Origin of the sequence: Paenibacillus xylanexedens (assembly GCF_001908275.1) — a bacterium.
Classification (GTDB): domain Bacteria; phylum Bacillota; class Bacilli; order Paenibacillales; family Paenibacillaceae; genus Paenibacillus; species Paenibacillus xylanexedens_A.
This window is the reverse complement of the sequence record NZ_CP018620.1, coordinates 2,203,133-2,218,654: the sequence shown is the minus strand read 5'-3', so window position 1 is coordinate 2,218,654 and position 15,522 is coordinate 2,203,133. Positions and strand designations below refer to the sequence as shown.

Below are 15,522 nucleotides of genomic sequence, written 5' to 3'. Positions count from 1 at the left end.
GTACAACGCCCAAACATCCCGCAAGCGATCTGATACGGTCAGGTTACTGCGGGATGTTTTATTTATAAAGAGTTTATGATGCGGCGCAGGCGCAACTACAAGGATTATCCCTATAGCGCGGAGCTTTTACCTTTTTTCACACGATGCTTCAACCGATCTGGGATGGCAAAGAGCAAAATGTACATTAGCGAAAACAAGACTAACGCAAGTATCTCTTCCCCAAGGATGTACATGGGATACGGACCTAACATATCAAGCACCGAGGGTGTACTCGGCTTGTGTCTCAAAAACATATAATTCGCGTCAAGCATGACATCTACAACGTATACGATTAATGCTGCCACATTCACAAATATCATCGAACCTGCTACAGATCTCCAGCTAGGTCGCAGCTGTTCCACCCAGGTCATGTAGAGTAAAGCCAGAATGATACAGGCATGAGCAACGAAAAATTGAATAAATCGAAAATGTGCATAACCATAACCCAGATTAGGAGTCAGGATCGCCATAAGGGCTCCAGCAATGCCTGCAAACAGCAGTACAGAATGTAACAGTCGACTGCGTGTTAACAGTAACAACGCCGATAATAGCAGAGACAGACTGCATAGTTCGAGTGGCAGTGACGTCTGCAGGCTCCATATCCCTCCATACACATACCAGAGTTGCAGCACGATTTCGCAGGCAAACATGATGCAGGCCAGAACAATCCGCAGTATGCGGCGTGCCCTCTCTGACCATGATCGAAGATGGTGTCGAAGCAAAAACATCAGTACAATCAATGCTGTAATTACGCTAATCGAAACGATATGTGAACGGGAGAACAGGATAAACGGCTCTGCGTCATAAGGGTCCAGCCATGGTGGATACGCCATGCATCTCTTCTCTCCTTTGTAATGATCTCACCAACATTATCTCTCTTTAATGTTAACTTTTTCATTTTGCCATTGAATGAAATTACTGTCCAGTTGGAATTCTAAATAAGCATTGTAATTTAAATATCTTTATGTTAAGATAAATCCATAAACAAAACACACGAAAAGTTAGTAACTTTCTTAATAAAGAATAAATTAAAATAAACTCAAAAAATGTTCAACTGAACTTTTACACGATAACGGAGAGGACAGAAATAACCTGAAGAAGCGGAGCGTTCGCCTAAAAGCTTTCTGAAAGAAGGCTACATCGGAAGCATATGCTATCCCCGGATTTCCCCTTTCAAAAAAGGAATCAAAAAATCTGGGGATAACAGCGATCGGAAGGTTGTTCTGTCATCGTAGTATCAGTGTAAATAATCCTTAGTTGAACGTATAACCTAACTAGGAGGAATTATTATGCAAATCAAAGGACTTCACCACGTATCCGCTCTAACAGCACATGCCGATCAGAACTATCGTTTCTACACTAATATCATGGGTCTGCGCCTCATCAAAAAAACAGTCAACCAGGACGACGTGTCCGTCTACCATCTCTTCTATGGCGATGAGAAAGGTAATCCGGGTACCGAACTTACCTTCTTCGAGATTCCGATGGCCGGACAGACTCGTGAAGGGGTGAACAGCATATCTGGAACGTCACTGCGCGTTCCAAGTGATGCGGCACTTACGTACTGGCAGCAACGTTTTGACGAATTCGAAGTCCCACATGGAGAGATTGTTGAACGGGGTGGCCGTGCCACGCTCTCGTTCACAGACTTTGAAGGACAACGTCTGATTCTGGTCTCCGATGAAAACAATACAGGTGTCGCTGGTGGTAAACCATGGGATCAGAGCCCTGTGCCTGCCGAGTATGGCATTGTAGGTCTTGGCCCCATCCATCTTACGGTAAAAGATGCTTCCCTTACCGCTCCGGTTCTCACCGAACTACTTGGTTTCAGAGCCAAAGGAAGTTACCCTGCCTTTACTCCAGGTCAACCTGATGTACTCGTTTTTGAATCCGGCGAAGGTGGCAGCGGCTCCGAGGTGCATGTTGAGGAACGGAATGACCTTGCCCAAGAGCGTCCTGGACGTGGCAGTGTACACCATGTTGCGTTCCGTGTGGATAACGAAGAAGAACTCAAACAATGGGTGGAACGGGTTCATAACTTCCAATTCCCTAACTCCGGTTTTGTAGATCGCTTCTACTTCCGCTCCCTGTATTTCCGTGAAGCAAACGGTATTCTGTTCGAACTTGCAACCGATGGTCCGGGATTTGATACAGACGAAGAATTGGAGCATCTGGGAGAATCGCTTGCCTTGCCTCCATTCCTTGAAGGCCGCCGCGCTGAGATTGAAGCGAACCTGAAACCACTGGATACCATGATCCGCTAATATTCGTAACAAAAAGAAAATAAAAACGATGTTCACCAGGCAACTCTGAATACCGGATACGGTTCAGGAATCGCCTAGTGAATCATCGTTTTTTTATGTTTATGCTTGCCTTGCCCCTTCTGTAAGGTCGCAAACTTGCAGATTGTGTTTTACTTCGTCAGATACGATGTTGTGAGCGGTACAAACAGAGCCGAACCCGGATCTTCAGATACAATCTCTACATAGACAGCGTCTGTACCTTTAACATCCACATCTAGACTCATCATACCGCTTTCTGGAGAGATATTGAACTTTTTGAGTGTCGCGAGATCCTGATCATAGATATGAATCTCCTGATTTCCTTTCAGCGCGGCAAGTTCCAAGTGCAGAGAAGAATACTTTTTACCCGTATTAATCTGGATATCATCCCCCTGTTTCGTAGGATCATTATGCAGATAAACATCCTTGTAATCCTTGCCTTTATATGTGGTATCCTTAGGATCTTTGGTGTGCCAAGCGGTAGATCCCAGTACGGATGTTCCAAGTGCACTCAGCGTTACTTTTCCGTTGGTTACGGGCGCAGATCCATTCGTTCCGCCAATCAGGACGGATGAAGTTGCACTGTCATAAGTGATCTCTGTCCCAAGCAAAGATCCCACAGCACGCACAGGCAAATAAGTCGTTCCGTTGTAAGTGATAGGCAACACTGTTTTACCATTGGCATCTTTGGCTGTCACCGTGGCACCATTCATTTTTAGCGTAATCTTGCTGTTCAGATAAGCTTTAATCTGTTCCAGTCCTGTTGCTGCGAGTGCACCTGTTCCGATCCCAAGCGTTAATGTGCCTACCATCAAACCCAGTACAACCTTTTTCTTCATCAAAATCCCTCCTGAATGTTAAAATGATTTGTCCTTTATACATTTAAACGACTAAAGTGATAATGTCAATTGTTTACTGCATTTTTAGTACAAATTCCCTATCTGTAGGCAGCACAAAACGAGGCTGTATGTCCCGATTTTTTTCAGCCTCGTCCTGTTCCCTACTACCCGTCAAGGGAGATAGGTAGCTATTCTTTGCACATGCATATCTGGCAGAACTTCACTTTCACCACGAGAACTGCCAACCCTCGCCACACCAGTGTCTACACGACGCTATCAATCAAAAGATTCATAATATTCTTCTTCATACATTTCCATGCTGTACTTCAAATCTACGGCCTTCCACTCGCCATCTTGATACTCATAAGTGAATGTCAGATCACCCGCATATAAAGCCGCACCGTAAGATCCTGCTGCTGATACGACAAGCTGGCCATCTTCTACACTGTAATAGGTTACTCCACCGAATCCCAACTCTTCGTTATATACGCCGCCACTCGTATCTTCCTCGATCCGTAAAGGTTCTGCTTGAACGCCATCTATGGCGACATCAACATCCACGCGGTCTGATCTAACCGTAACTTTCGACTTCACATGTTGTTTCGCAATCTCATCCAGAGATTGCATCTTCATCTCTTCCAGCGTTACCGGATTAATGATACGTGCTTGTCCCAAATAAATACCTGTTCCATGACCTTCCGTGTACAAAACAATAATTTCTTTCTGGCCGTCTCCATTCAGATCCAGCTCGTGCACTTCGGGTTTGTAAGACCCGCCTTCTCCCTGCCAATCACTAAAATCTCGCGTTTTGCCGTCCACTTCCAAAATCATTCCGTTATATATATATCCTGAACCCTCAACTTTCATAGGGTATAATCTGACGTTCTCATTCTCTGGAGCTACCGAAACGTATTCCTCTATCACGGGAATGGATTCCTGTGTTGTCTTCGCTGTGTCATGCAGTGTATCTATATTGGAAGCCTCGACCACTTCGGTCTGGCTGGATTGATCATCTATGTTAAGCTGTTTTTGCGATTCATTCATGGTTCTGGCAGCCGAAGTTGTACTAATTGTAGCTACCGCCAAAATAATCATCAGCAGGATACCTGTCCAAGTTTTCAATATACTGGGCTCCTTTATCTGTTGTGATAATCCTATTATATCTTCATTTATCGCCTGCAAGTTGCGAATTTGTTAATCTTTCATAAAATAATCTTTACAAATTTTCGTTTACACGAAAGAACGTTCGGCTTTAACCAGAATAAGCAAATTATCATTCCAAAACTGTTCTCCAAAAACAAAAAAAATCCCGAACACAGCTTAAGGCTGCATCCGGAATGCTTTGGTTTTGTCCAATAACCGATCGGTTAATTGTCTCAGTTCTTCAGCCGAGGATGAAATCTCCTCCATGATGGCTGTCTCTTCGTGTGCGGCATCCATAATTCGTCTCGCCTCATCCGAGAACGATCCGGCTTTCCCCTGGATCTTCTTCACATGACCGTGCGTTTGCTCCACGCGACCGGTCTGTTCTGCAATCTTGGAACCGATATCATGCGCACCCTTCATAAATACTTCCACCGTGCCTGTCAGTTCATGCAACGTCTGATCCACAGAGATGGTCCGCTCCGATTCATTAACCACGAGACCATGCTGCTCATGAGACAGTTGAGCTGTCTCCCTGATCCGCTCTTGCACACGACTAATCAACTCATTAATACGGTGTACCGATGCCTTACTTTCGTCTGCCAGCTTGCGGATCTGCTGCGCCACGACTGCAAAACCAGAACCTTCTTCGCCAGCTCGTGCAGCCTCAATGGATGCATTCAGGGCAAGTAACCCTGTTTCCTCAGCGATGTTTTTGACAGACTGGGTTATTACCTCGATATCGGAGGCTTCCTTCTCCAGCAACAACATAATGTCGCGAGAACGATTGTGCGACTCGGCCAGCTCGTCCATCCCTTTCATCAACGATGAGAAAGTCTGTTTTGTATGATCCACCGATCGTTCCATCTGACCGGACATCTCTGTCATGTCCATGGACTGGCTATGCATACGCTGGAAATCGTTCAGCATCTCATCCGCAGTGATCAGAGATTGATGGGAAGTGACCTTCTGCTCTTCTACGCCTACAGCAATATGATCCACCGCATCCGACATCATCTCGATCTGTTCGGCGGCTTGGGTAATCGCTTCACTCAGAGACTGTGCGTTCTGTGAAGTCGTTCTTGTACTGTCTGCAATATCATTTACAATGCTTCGAAGGTTAGAAACCATTGCGCGAAAAGCATCATATAATACGGTAAGTTCATCCTGCGTGCGTCGCTGCGGAATTTCGGTTGTCAGATCCCCCGCTGAAACCTGCTGTGCAGCCCGGGACAGGTGAACGATTGGACGAGTCAGCCAGCGTGAGGCAAACCATCCCAGAATCCCGTTCCAGCATACTCCCATGATCAGGATAATCGATATGTATACCCAATTCGGAATATCTAACGTAACCCAGTCTTTGACAAAAAATATAAAAAAGCCGCTAGTTCCGTAGGTAATAATCGAAATCAGTACCAGACCTGCGACAGTCTTTGCTCCTAAAGTCCATTTCATATGCACACCCCGTAGTCCTTTTTTCCTATTTTACCAATCAAGTACCAAATTTCATGTGATATATATCACTGAAAACGTTCTATTTCCCCCATACTTGCCGTTCATGCATGACTTCTCTACCATAAAGCGCATAATGTATAAGACAAGCTTGGCCACCCCTCCCTTTCTTAAAAATTGAATAATATTCCATTTAATATCCCTAATTTTATTTATTATCGGCACAAGAGGCCAAATGATTTAGATTGGCATCCATTTTGCTTAAATGATATACTGAGTGCGCTTCAGCAACGCTGGAGCCGAACTATTTTTATTGATGCCACTGGAGGCGAACGAGATGTCTACTATGTCCACACGGACGGAGAAAGATTTTATCGGTGAAAAAGAAATCCCGGCTTATGCTTATTACGGAATTCAGACGGTACGGGCCGTGGAAAACTTCCCGATTACCGGCGTTCCGGTACACCGGGAGCTGATCACGGCTCTGGCTGCGGTGAAGAAGGCAGCAGCGATTACCAACATGGAGTTGAAGATGCTGCCGAGCAAGATTGGCGATGTGATTGTCATGGCGGCTGAAGAAATGATGAAAGGCCATCATCTGGATCATTTTATTGTAGACTCCATTCAGGGCGGTGCAGGCACCTCCATGAATATGAATATGAACGAAATTTTGGCCAACCGCGGGCTGGAACTGTTAACCAAAAGCAAGGGAGACTACTTCCATTGCAATCCCAATAATCATGTGAACATGTCCCAGTCCACCAATGACGTAGTACCTACAGCACTGCGCATTGCGGCGTACCGACTGTCGGAGACGTTACTCGCTACTATGAAAAGACTACAGGATGCGTTCCGTAAAAAAGAAGTGGAATTCAACGATGTGGTCAAGGTTGGCCGTACCCATCTTCAGGATGCCGTGCCTATTCGCCTTGGACAAGAATTCGGTGCTTATGCCCGCGTCATCGGACGGGATATCGAGCGTCTTGAATTCGCCAATCGCCGCCTGCTTACCATTAACATGGGTGCAACTGCGGTAGGTACTGGACTTAATGCCAAACCCGAATATATCGTCAAGGTTACAGAGCACCTGTCTGATGTTACCGGACTTCCACTACAAACAGCTGAGCATCTCGTGGATGCAACGCAGAACACAGATGCCTATCTGGAACTTTCAGCGGCGCTGAAGGTATGTGCGGTTAGCCTTTCCAAAATCTGTAATGATATTCGCATGATGGCTTCAGGTCCGCGTGCAGGATTCAATGAATTGCGCCTGCCACCGCGTCAGCCAGGTTCGTCCATTATGCCGGGCAAAGTCAACCCCGTTATGGCAGAAGTCATTAACCAGGTATCCTTCCAGGTGATGGGGAATGATCATACGATCTGTATGGCGTGTGAAGCCGGTCAATTCGAGCTGAATGTCATGGGCCCAGTTATTGCGTTCAACTTGCTGCAATCGCTGAAAATTATGAATAACGGCATCGATGTGTTCACACGTTATGCAGTTGAAGAGATGGAAGCTAACCGTGAGCGCTGCGAATTAATCATGAAGCAAAGTTTCAGTGTGGTTACGGCGTTGAACCCGCACTTAGGTTATAATGTGGCAGCTTCCATCGTGAAGGAAGCGCTCAAGACTGGACTTTCCTTGCAAGAGATTATTCTCGAACGCGGATTGCTGACACCGGAAGAACTGGAAGAGATTCTTCATCCGGAACAGATGACTACACCAGGGATTGCCGGAGAACACTTCCTGCGTAATATGGAACGTTTGTAGGTAATCAGGAAAACTGATGCAGCAACCCAAACACAAATAATTAACAAGAACCCTCGCAGACCGTTCATCCGGTTTGCGGGGGTTCTTGTATTCAGAGATGATAAGACGCCAGCTATTCGATTAAGCCCACCGTTTACGCTCAAGGGAAGGCAGAATCTGAAGTTCCTCCCTGTACTTGGCAACCGTTCTACGAGAGATGACAATTCCCTCCTCGGCGAGCAGTGTAGCCAAATGACTATCCGAGTATGGACGCTGAGCCTGTTCCGTGCGAATGATTTCTTTTAATCTACGTTTCACCGCTGTTGCTGATGTTTTATCCCCTGACGTTGTACTGATTCCCGAGTCAAAAAAAGCCCTGAGTTCATATACACCATGTGGGGTCTCAATGTATTTACCGTTCACCGCACGACTTACCGTTGATTCATGCATGCCAATCTTCTCTGCAATAACAGCCAGATTAAGCGGTTTTAGCGCGGATGGGCCTTTGACCAAAAAGTGCTTCTGCTCTTCCATCACTGCCGTCAGCACACGTACTAAAGTCCTGCGCCGCAAATGTACACTCCGAATGATAGCCCTCGCCTCTGCCACGCGGGTAGACCAGATTGCGTCGGGAGCCTCTTCCCTGATCCAGCGGAAGCACGCTTCATTCATCGATACACGAGGGTTACCTGCTGCATGCAAACTATAATGGACCTCACCGTTACGCAACCCAACAATGGCATCCGGAATAATGTAATGTGGCCGTTCTGTACATCCGATGGATCGACAGGGCTTGGGGTCCAGACGTGTAATATAGTCATAGGCAGTCTGAGCTTCCCGTAAAGTCATACCTAATCGACTCCCTGTTCTACCTGGGTGAAAAGGAACCAGTGCTTCCAATCCCGCTCCTAACATCCGCTCCGCATTCAGCGCTGCTGATGGATCACGTCTAATCTGGAGCAACAGACATTCTTGCAGATTCCGCGCCCCTACACCAGCAGGGTCCAGCGATTGGAGAAGCTCCAGTCCCGCTGCAATCTTGCTCATCGGAAGCTCAAGTGTTGCTTGCACCTCTGCCAGTTCAACCGTCAGATAACCATCATCATTAACGCACCCTGCCAAATATACCGCCATATTTTCCAATTCGTCTGGAATTGTCATCACTCGAATTTGCGCAATCAGCAATTGTTCCAAAGTAGGTTCGGCACCTTTGGCCTGAAGCAACGGATCATAGGAATCATACCTGCGCTGATCCATTCGCCGCGGAATCCGGGCGAGAGGCGCTGCTTGTTCTTCCAGTTCAAGTACTGGATTTTCCTCCGCTGCATCCAGCAAGTAACGGGTCAGATCATGGCCAGACATGGTTAGCAAATGAAAGGATTGTTTCATCTCCGGCGTGATGGACAGCCGAATACGTTGTTCCTGTACCAACTGAACACCTAACATCCGTTTCCCTCCTTATGCCTTCGGCAATAAACATCTGTGTTTCTTATACGAACAAAAGGATTTGCAGGGATAATAGCATACTATTCAAGCAAATGTAAGAAATTTTTAGTTGGATTATGGCTAATCTGTCTAGTATTTCTCCGACACCAGCTTCGCCTGTGTAAATAGCAGCAGATAGTCTCTTCCACCTGCCTTGGAATCCGTGCCTGACATGTTAAATCCGCCAAATGGATGTGTGCCAACCAGTGCTCCGGTACATTTCCGGTTGAAATACAGATTACCCGCAAAGTATTCACGTCTTGCCTGTTCCAGATGTTCACGATTACGTGAGATCACCGCGCCGGTCAGACCATAGTCTGTATTATTAGCGATATCCAATGCATCCTGAAAGGAATCTGCTTTGATGAACGCAAGCACAGGTCCAAAAATTTCATCCTGAGCAATTCGGGCTTTCGGGTCCACATCGGCAATTATGGTTGGTTCAATGAAATACCCTTCAACGTTCCCGGTACCGCCACCATGTACAAGACGACCCTCTCTCTTGCCAATTTCAATATATTCCGTGATCTTCGCATAGGCCTTGTCATCGATAACTGGCCCAACCTGACTGCCAACTTCAAGCGGACTACCCATCGTCAGTTTCTGTGTCCGTTCAATCACTTTTTGCAATACTTCATCATATACATCCTTATGAATAATGGCACGGGAACACGCCGAACATTTCTGTCCTGAGAAACCAAATGCCGAAGCGGTAATGGACTCTGCCGCGAGTTCCAGATCACTGTCACTGTCTACTACGATGGAATCCTTGCCGCCCATCTCTGCAATAACCCGTTTGATCCACTTCTGACATGGAGCTGTTCGTGCTGCACGTTCATTAATTCGCAGTCCTACATCTCTGGAACCGGTGAAACTGATAAAACGGGTGAGCGCATGATCCACGAGATAATCACCCACTTCACTGCCTGGTCCTGGTAAGAAGTTCACAACGCCATCTGGCAGGCCAACTTCTGCGAGCAGCTCCATAAACTTGGCGGCAATCACCGGAGTTGTACTGGCGGGTTTTAACACCACCGTGTTGCCGGATACCAGTGCAGCAGAGGTCATGCCTGCCATAATTGCCAGCGGGAAGTTCCAAGGTGGAATAACAACACCAACGCCCAGCGGTATATAACTCAGTTCATTATCTTCCCCTGCAATCCGCACGAGGGGCTGCGGTTCACTCAGTCGCTGCATATCCCGTGCATAGAATTCCATAAAATCAATGGCTTCCGCTGTATCCGCATCGGCTTCAGGCCAAGTCTTGCCGGCTTCATAAACCATCCATGCAGAGAACTCATGCTTGCGACGGCGCATAATGGCAGCTGCTTTGTATAGATAACGAGCCCGTTCATTCGGGTCCGTATGTTTCCATGTCTGGAATGTCTCCGCCGCTGTCTGAATGGCCTTTTCGGCCAATTCTCGATCTGCCTGATGGATCGTTCCGACAACTTGATTCTTGGCTGCGGGGTTCACGGAAGTTAACGTGCGGCTGCTTGTTATTTTTTGCCCACCAATAATAATCGGGTATTCCTGCCCAAGTTCAGCTTCTACCTGACGAAGTGCGTCTTCAAATGCTTCCTGGTTCGCCTGGACTGCAAAGGGTGTGAATGGTTCGTTAACAAAAGGGATATTCATCAATGATTCCTCCTTCAAGATGTGGGATTCGCTGGCTGCTCGCCTGAATTATTTTGCATGTTACTCATCACCAAATATATGTAGCAAAATCCGTGCCAACTCCGGTTGAGATTGAAATATTTTTCTCGTTAAATTCAACTACTGAAAATTCACGCGGGCCACTCCGATGACAGAATAACCTTCCGATCGCTGTTATCCCCAGATTTTTTTAATTCCTTTTTATAAAGTTAAAATTTCCATGAAAAATAGTAGACCATCGCCAAATCTGGCACGTTTCTTGCTTGAATTAAGTTTGCACAATGCTGAAGGAGGAAACGAAAATGAGTGTGGGAACGGAAATATATCGTAAAACCTTATTAACCGTGGCAGGCAACAAAGCTGTAGAGAACCTGTCCATTAGATATGGTAAGAAGCTGGCAGGCAAATTTATCGCAGGAAACACCTTGGAAGAAGCTCTCAAAGAGATCCACATACTCAATAATAAAGGCATTATGGCTACGCTCGATCATCTGGGTGAAGGTATCACACGTCTAAGCGAAGCGGCATTATACAGGGATGAGTATGTACGACTGGTAGAAGGCATTGCACGTGAAGGCGTAGACTCCAACGTCTCGCTGAAACCAACCCAGATGGGCCTCGCACTTGACCCGGAAGAGGGTTATCGAAATATCCGTACCGTTGCCGCACAAGCCAAATTACATGATCTATTTGTTCGAATTGATATGGAGGATAGTCCATTTACTCAAGCAACGCTGGATATTGTCCGAAGACTGCACTCGGAAGGACTGCATAATACAGGCACAGTATTGCAAGCCTACCTGCATCGCACCGAAGAAGATACACGTGATATGATTCGGGAAGGCATTCGGCTTCGGCTGGTTAAAGGTGCTTACAAAGAACCCGGATCAGTCGCCTATCAGAATACTTCTGAAGTCATTCATCAATTCAAAACGATGATTCGTAATCACCTCGATCAGGGTGTGTACACTGCGGTTGCCTCGCATGATGATCACATCATTAACTGGACAAAACAATACGCCAAGGATCGGGGAATCTCTCTGGATGCCTTTGAATTTCAGATGTTATATGGTCTGCGCATGAGCGAACAGGAACGTCTCGCCAAAGAAGGCTATCGCATTCGCTGTTACGTACCTTATGGCACCATGTGGTATCCGTACTATACCCGCCGTTTGGCCGAAAAACCGGCTAATCTCTGGATGGTCGTTAAGAATATGTTCCGATAGTTATTTTCCAGCTGGATCAATATATATATGAAAAAAGACAAAAGAAAACCATGTTGCCTCTTTCTTTCTGGGCACATGGTTTTTTCTGTAGGAACACTTTACAAGAGTATCTAACTTTCCGTTTCTTCTCTTAATGTCTAAAAAATTAGCAACCCCAATTTTAAATGTCTATTTTTCTGGACACACTCATTTATTAATCAAAATTACAAGCTCATTACGGATTTATCCCTATACCCAATGGTCCGGAGTTTACGGTAATTGTGTCTGAAACGGTATTGCTATTTCCATCAATTACAGAGATATTGCCACCCGTATTGTTCGCAACGTAAACTCCATTGGTTAAAGGGTTCACGCCGATACCGGATGGTGCAGATCCCACCGGGATGGTAGTAACAACAGTATTGCCACTTCCGTCAATGACAGAAACAGTATTATCGTTGTTGTTTGACACATAGACAAGGTTAGTGTTTGAATTTACCCCCACTCCAAATGGCCCTGTTCCCACCGGAATAGTAGCTATAATGTTATCGGAAAATCCACTAATAACCGAGACGGTGTTATCACCGTTATTTACCACATAAATCCTGTTATCTGTTAAATTCACTGCTACTCCCAATGGCTGTGCGCCTACATTAACAGTATCTACAACGATATTGGTATCTCCATCAATGACAGAAACTGTGCCGTCCCCTACATTAGTAACATAGATGAAGTTTGTGATTGGATTAACCGCCACACCGAATGGTTCAGTGCCCACTGGAATGGTTGCAACAACCGTATTCGTATTTCCGTTAATGACGGAAACTGTATTGTCGCTAAAATTATTAACATAAATCAGGTTCGTGTTTAGATTCACAGCTATCCCCTCTGGCTGAACACCTACCGGAATAGTTGTGACAATAGTGTTGGTATTTCCGTCAATGACCGAAACCGTATCGTCCCCAAAATTAGTCACATAAATGAGGTTGGTGTTTGAATTCACTGCTATAAACTGAGGCTCGCTGCCTACGGGGATCGTGGTCACAATGGCATTGGTATTTCCGTTAATCACACTGACATTATTACTTCCAGAATTAGCTACGTAAATTAGATTCACGGAAGTAGGTATGGTTACACCAGTTGCTCCAGTAACTCCAGTGCTTCCTGTGGCACCGGTACTTCCAGTAACACCCGTTGCTCCTGTTGCTCCAGTAATCCCGGTAGCTCCTGTCAGTCCTGTCGCCCCGGTTACCCCGGTACTTCCAGTAACGCCCGTGGCTCCTGTTGCTCCGGTAATGCCGGTAGCTCCTGTCAGTCCTGTCGCTCCGGTTACTCCGGTACTTCCAGTAACGCCCGTGGCTCCTGTCGCTCCGGTAATCCCGGTAGCTCCTGTCAGTCCTGTCGCCCCGGTTACCCCGGTACTTCCAGTAACGCCCGTGGCTCCTGTTGATCCGGTAATGCCGGTACTTCCAGTAACACCTGTTGCTCCTGTAGCTCCGGTAACTCCGGTAACTCCGGTAACTCCGGTAGCTCCCGTGGCTCCTGTTGCACCCGTATTTCCTGTGGCTCCCGTAACACCTGTTATACCCAGAGATTCACCCAGCAACTCCTGCGACACCAACCGATGAGCCGTCACCAACTCACCTTCGGCATCTTTGCCCCACACCGAAATTTGTGCTTCTGGAGCAGCTGTGTCTGCAGTAGAAAATATAAACTCGAACGCATCAAAATTAGCCACAAAGTCTTTGGTTACGACCTGATTAGGCAATACATTAAATAACTCTTCAACATATAACGTCCGAACTCCATCTAAGAAGTACCCTGACAGAAGTACACTATACACATCAGTCAAATTCCGGTTATCAATCTTAACAGTAATAAATTGAGTGGGGCGGGTGCCTGTTACACCTGAAATATTATTTTCAATAGGCCCAGTTGATAATATGGCCATTCAGTAACCCCCTTTGTAATTTGACTTTAAATCCTCCCATCGTGTAGCTCGATTCCCATTCTTCTTCAAAGCTCAAGCTTGAGTTAGCTGCTCAATTGTTGAATAAGAATAGAGGCATTGGCATTGATCTGTGTTCCGCCTGCCAGAGTTTGCAGATCAACTGCTGATGCACTGGAATGATTCCGTAATGTCAGCACATCACCGGGAGCAGCGGTAATAATGACCATGCCTGGATTCGGTTGAGTGCCAGCTCCTGAACCATATACACTGCCACCTACAGGGGCTCCGTTTTGATAAAGGGTGAATTGGTTTGCCTGCACACCTGCAACGATAAAGAACACCGCATAGTCCCCAGCATTACCAATAATAATCGCAGCGGTATTGGGCGTGTGAGTAATATTATTGAGATTTTGGTTGCTATCAAAGGTTATGTCTGTTTCGGTAGCTACAGTCTGGGCTGAAGTATTAAAAATATAGGCGTACGAGGACAACCCTTGCCCTGCTGTACCGGTTGCTCCAGTGGACCCTGTCACACCCGTAGTTCCCGTAACCCCCGTTGCTCCTGTTACTCCCGTAATGCCCGTGGCTCCTGTCACTCCGGTAACTCCAGTGCTTCCTGTTACTCCCGTAACGCCAGTGGCTCCTGTCACGCCAGTAGCTCCGGTGCTTCCCGTTGCTCCCGTAACGCCCGTGGCTCCTGTTATGCCAGTAGCTCCGGTGCTTCCCGTTGCTCCCGTAACGCCCGTGGCTCCTGTTACGCCAGTAGCTCCGGTGCTTCCCGTTGCTCCCGTAATGCCCGTCGCTCCTGTCACTCCGGTGGCCCCGGTGCTTCCCGTTACTCCCGTAACGCCCGTGGCTCCTGTTATTCCGGTGGCCCCGGTGCTTCCCGTTACTCCCGTAACGCCCGTGGCTCCTGTTATCCCGGTAGCTCCGGTACCTCCCGTTACTCCTGTAACCCCGGTGACACCTGTTACGCCAGTAGCCCCGGTGCTTCCCGTTACTCCAGAAATGCCCGTGGCACCTGTCACTCCAGTAGCCCCGGTGCCCCCTGTTACTCCCGTAATGCCCGTCGCTCCTGTCACTCCAGTAACTCCGGTGCCCCCTGTCACACCTGTAACTCCCGTGACGCCTGTTGCTCCAGTGACTCCTGTGGCTCCTGTGACGCCTGTTGTGCTCGGCGTTTCTCCCAATAACTCTTGGGATACCAATCGGTGAGCCGCGACTAATTCGTCTGCGGCATCTTTGCCCCATACGGATATTTGTGCTTCTGGAGCAGCCGTGTCTGAGGTTGAAAATACAAACTCAAAAGCATCAAAATTCCCATCATAATCTTTGGTTATGACCTGATTAGGTGATACATTGAGCAGTTCTTCCACATATAATGTTCTGACTCCATTAAGGTAATAGCCCAAAAGAAGTACTGTGAACACATCTGTCGCATTCCGGTTATCGATTTTGACCGTAACGGATTGAGTCGGTCGGATCCCTGTTATCCCTGAAATATTATTCTCAATGGGCCCAGTTGATAGAATAGCCATTTCATTACCCTCCTTTGGTTCTTCTTCATGCGGATTGCCTTCATATAGCATTATTCAGAAGTTTCTTAATGGTGTGGACAATTCATGTTCTATATGAATAATCACTTCAACTGCCCGTGTAGCAGATCGAGAAATAACAGTTTAATCAGGTAACTCAAATGTCATTTTTAATAACTCAACCC

11 protein-coding genes are annotated in these 15,522 nt (G+C 46.7%); 3 read left to right on the top strand and 8 right to left on the bottom strand.

Annotation, left to right across the window (positions count from 1 at the left end; all coding sequences use genetic code 11):
• Positions 1-110: 110 nt before the first annotated feature.
• Positions 111-872, bottom strand: coding sequence for a YwaF family protein (locus BS614_RS09670; protein WP_074093826.1), 762 nt, complete (start codon positions 870-872; stop codon positions 111-113).
• 456 nt (positions 873-1,328) lie between these two features.
• Here BS614_RS09670 and BS614_RS09665 point away from each other — a divergent pair, with 456 nt between their 5' ends.
• Complete coding sequence (locus tag BS614_RS09665; RefSeq protein ID WP_074093825.1) at positions 1,329-2,303, top strand: ring-cleaving dioxygenase; 975 nt, start codon at positions 1,329-1,331, stop codon at positions 2,301-2,303.
• A 149-nt stretch (positions 2,304-2,452) separates the two neighbouring features.
• Here the strand turns inward: BS614_RS09665 and BS614_RS09660 are convergent, their stop codons facing one another.
• From BS614_RS09660 to BS614_RS09650, 3 genes are all read right to left on the bottom strand, one after another.
• Entirely contained in the window at positions 2,453-3,160 is a 708-nt protein-coding gene (locus BS614_RS09660) for a stalk domain-containing protein (protein WP_074093824.1), read from the bottom strand.
• Positions 3,161-3,436: 276 nt separating this feature from the next.
• Positions 3,437-4,282: a hypothetical protein gene (locus BS614_RS09655; protein WP_074093823.1), complete on the bottom strand. Its 846-nt coding sequence runs from the start codon at positions 4,280-4,282 to the stop codon at positions 3,437-3,439.
• A 198-nt stretch (positions 4,283-4,480) separates the two neighbouring features.
• Positions 4,481-5,758 carry a methyl-accepting chemotaxis protein gene (locus BS614_RS09650; protein WP_074093822.1) on the bottom strand — a complete coding sequence of 426 codons (1,278 nt, stop codon included), beginning with the start codon at positions 5,756-5,758 and terminating at the stop codon, positions 4,481-4,483.
• 334 nt (positions 5,759-6,092) lie between these two features.
• Here BS614_RS09650 and BS614_RS09645 point away from each other — a divergent pair, with 334 nt between their 5' ends.
• Complete coding sequence (locus BS614_RS09645; RefSeq protein WP_074093821.1) at positions 6,093-7,526, top strand: aspartate ammonia-lyase; 1,434 nt, start codon at positions 6,093-6,095, stop codon at positions 7,524-7,526.
• A gap of 120 nt (positions 7,527-7,646) precedes the next feature.
• On the opposite strand, the gene rpoN is transcribed toward BS614_RS09645, so the two are convergent.
• Together rpoN and pruA are read right to left on the bottom strand one after the other, a co-directional pair.
• Entirely contained in the window at positions 7,647-8,951 is a 1,305-nt protein-coding gene (rpoN, locus tag BS614_RS09640; RefSeq protein ID WP_074093820.1) for an RNA polymerase factor sigma-54, read from the bottom strand.
• Between the two features lie 129 nt (positions 8,952-9,080).
• Positions 9,081-10,628: an L-glutamate gamma-semialdehyde dehydrogenase gene (pruA, locus tag BS614_RS09635; protein ID WP_074093819.1), complete on the bottom strand. Its 1,548-nt coding sequence runs from the start codon at positions 10,626-10,628 to the stop codon at positions 9,081-9,083.
• Between the two features lie 320 nt (positions 10,629-10,948).
• Here pruA and BS614_RS09630 point away from each other — a divergent pair, with 320 nt between their 5' ends.
• Positions 10,949-11,872, top strand: coding sequence for a proline dehydrogenase family protein (locus BS614_RS09630; protein ID WP_074093818.1), 924 nt, complete (start codon positions 10,949-10,951; stop codon positions 11,870-11,872).
• Positions 11,873-12,086: 214 nt separating this feature from the next.
• Here the strand turns inward: BS614_RS09630 and BS614_RS09625 are convergent, their stop codons facing one another.
• Positions 12,087-13,802 (bottom strand): YVTN family beta-propeller repeat-containing protein, encoded by a 1,716-nt coding sequence (locus BS614_RS09625; protein WP_074093817.1) that lies wholly within the window; start codon positions 13,800-13,802, stop codon positions 12,087-12,089.
• 83 nt (positions 13,803-13,885) lie between these two features.
• Positions 13,886-15,340, bottom strand: a complete 1,455-nt coding sequence (locus tag BS614_RS31450) for a collagen-like protein (protein ID WP_210436971.1) — start codon at positions 15,338-15,340, stop codon at positions 13,886-13,888.
• Between the last annotated feature and the right edge of the window lie 182 nt (positions 15,341-15,522).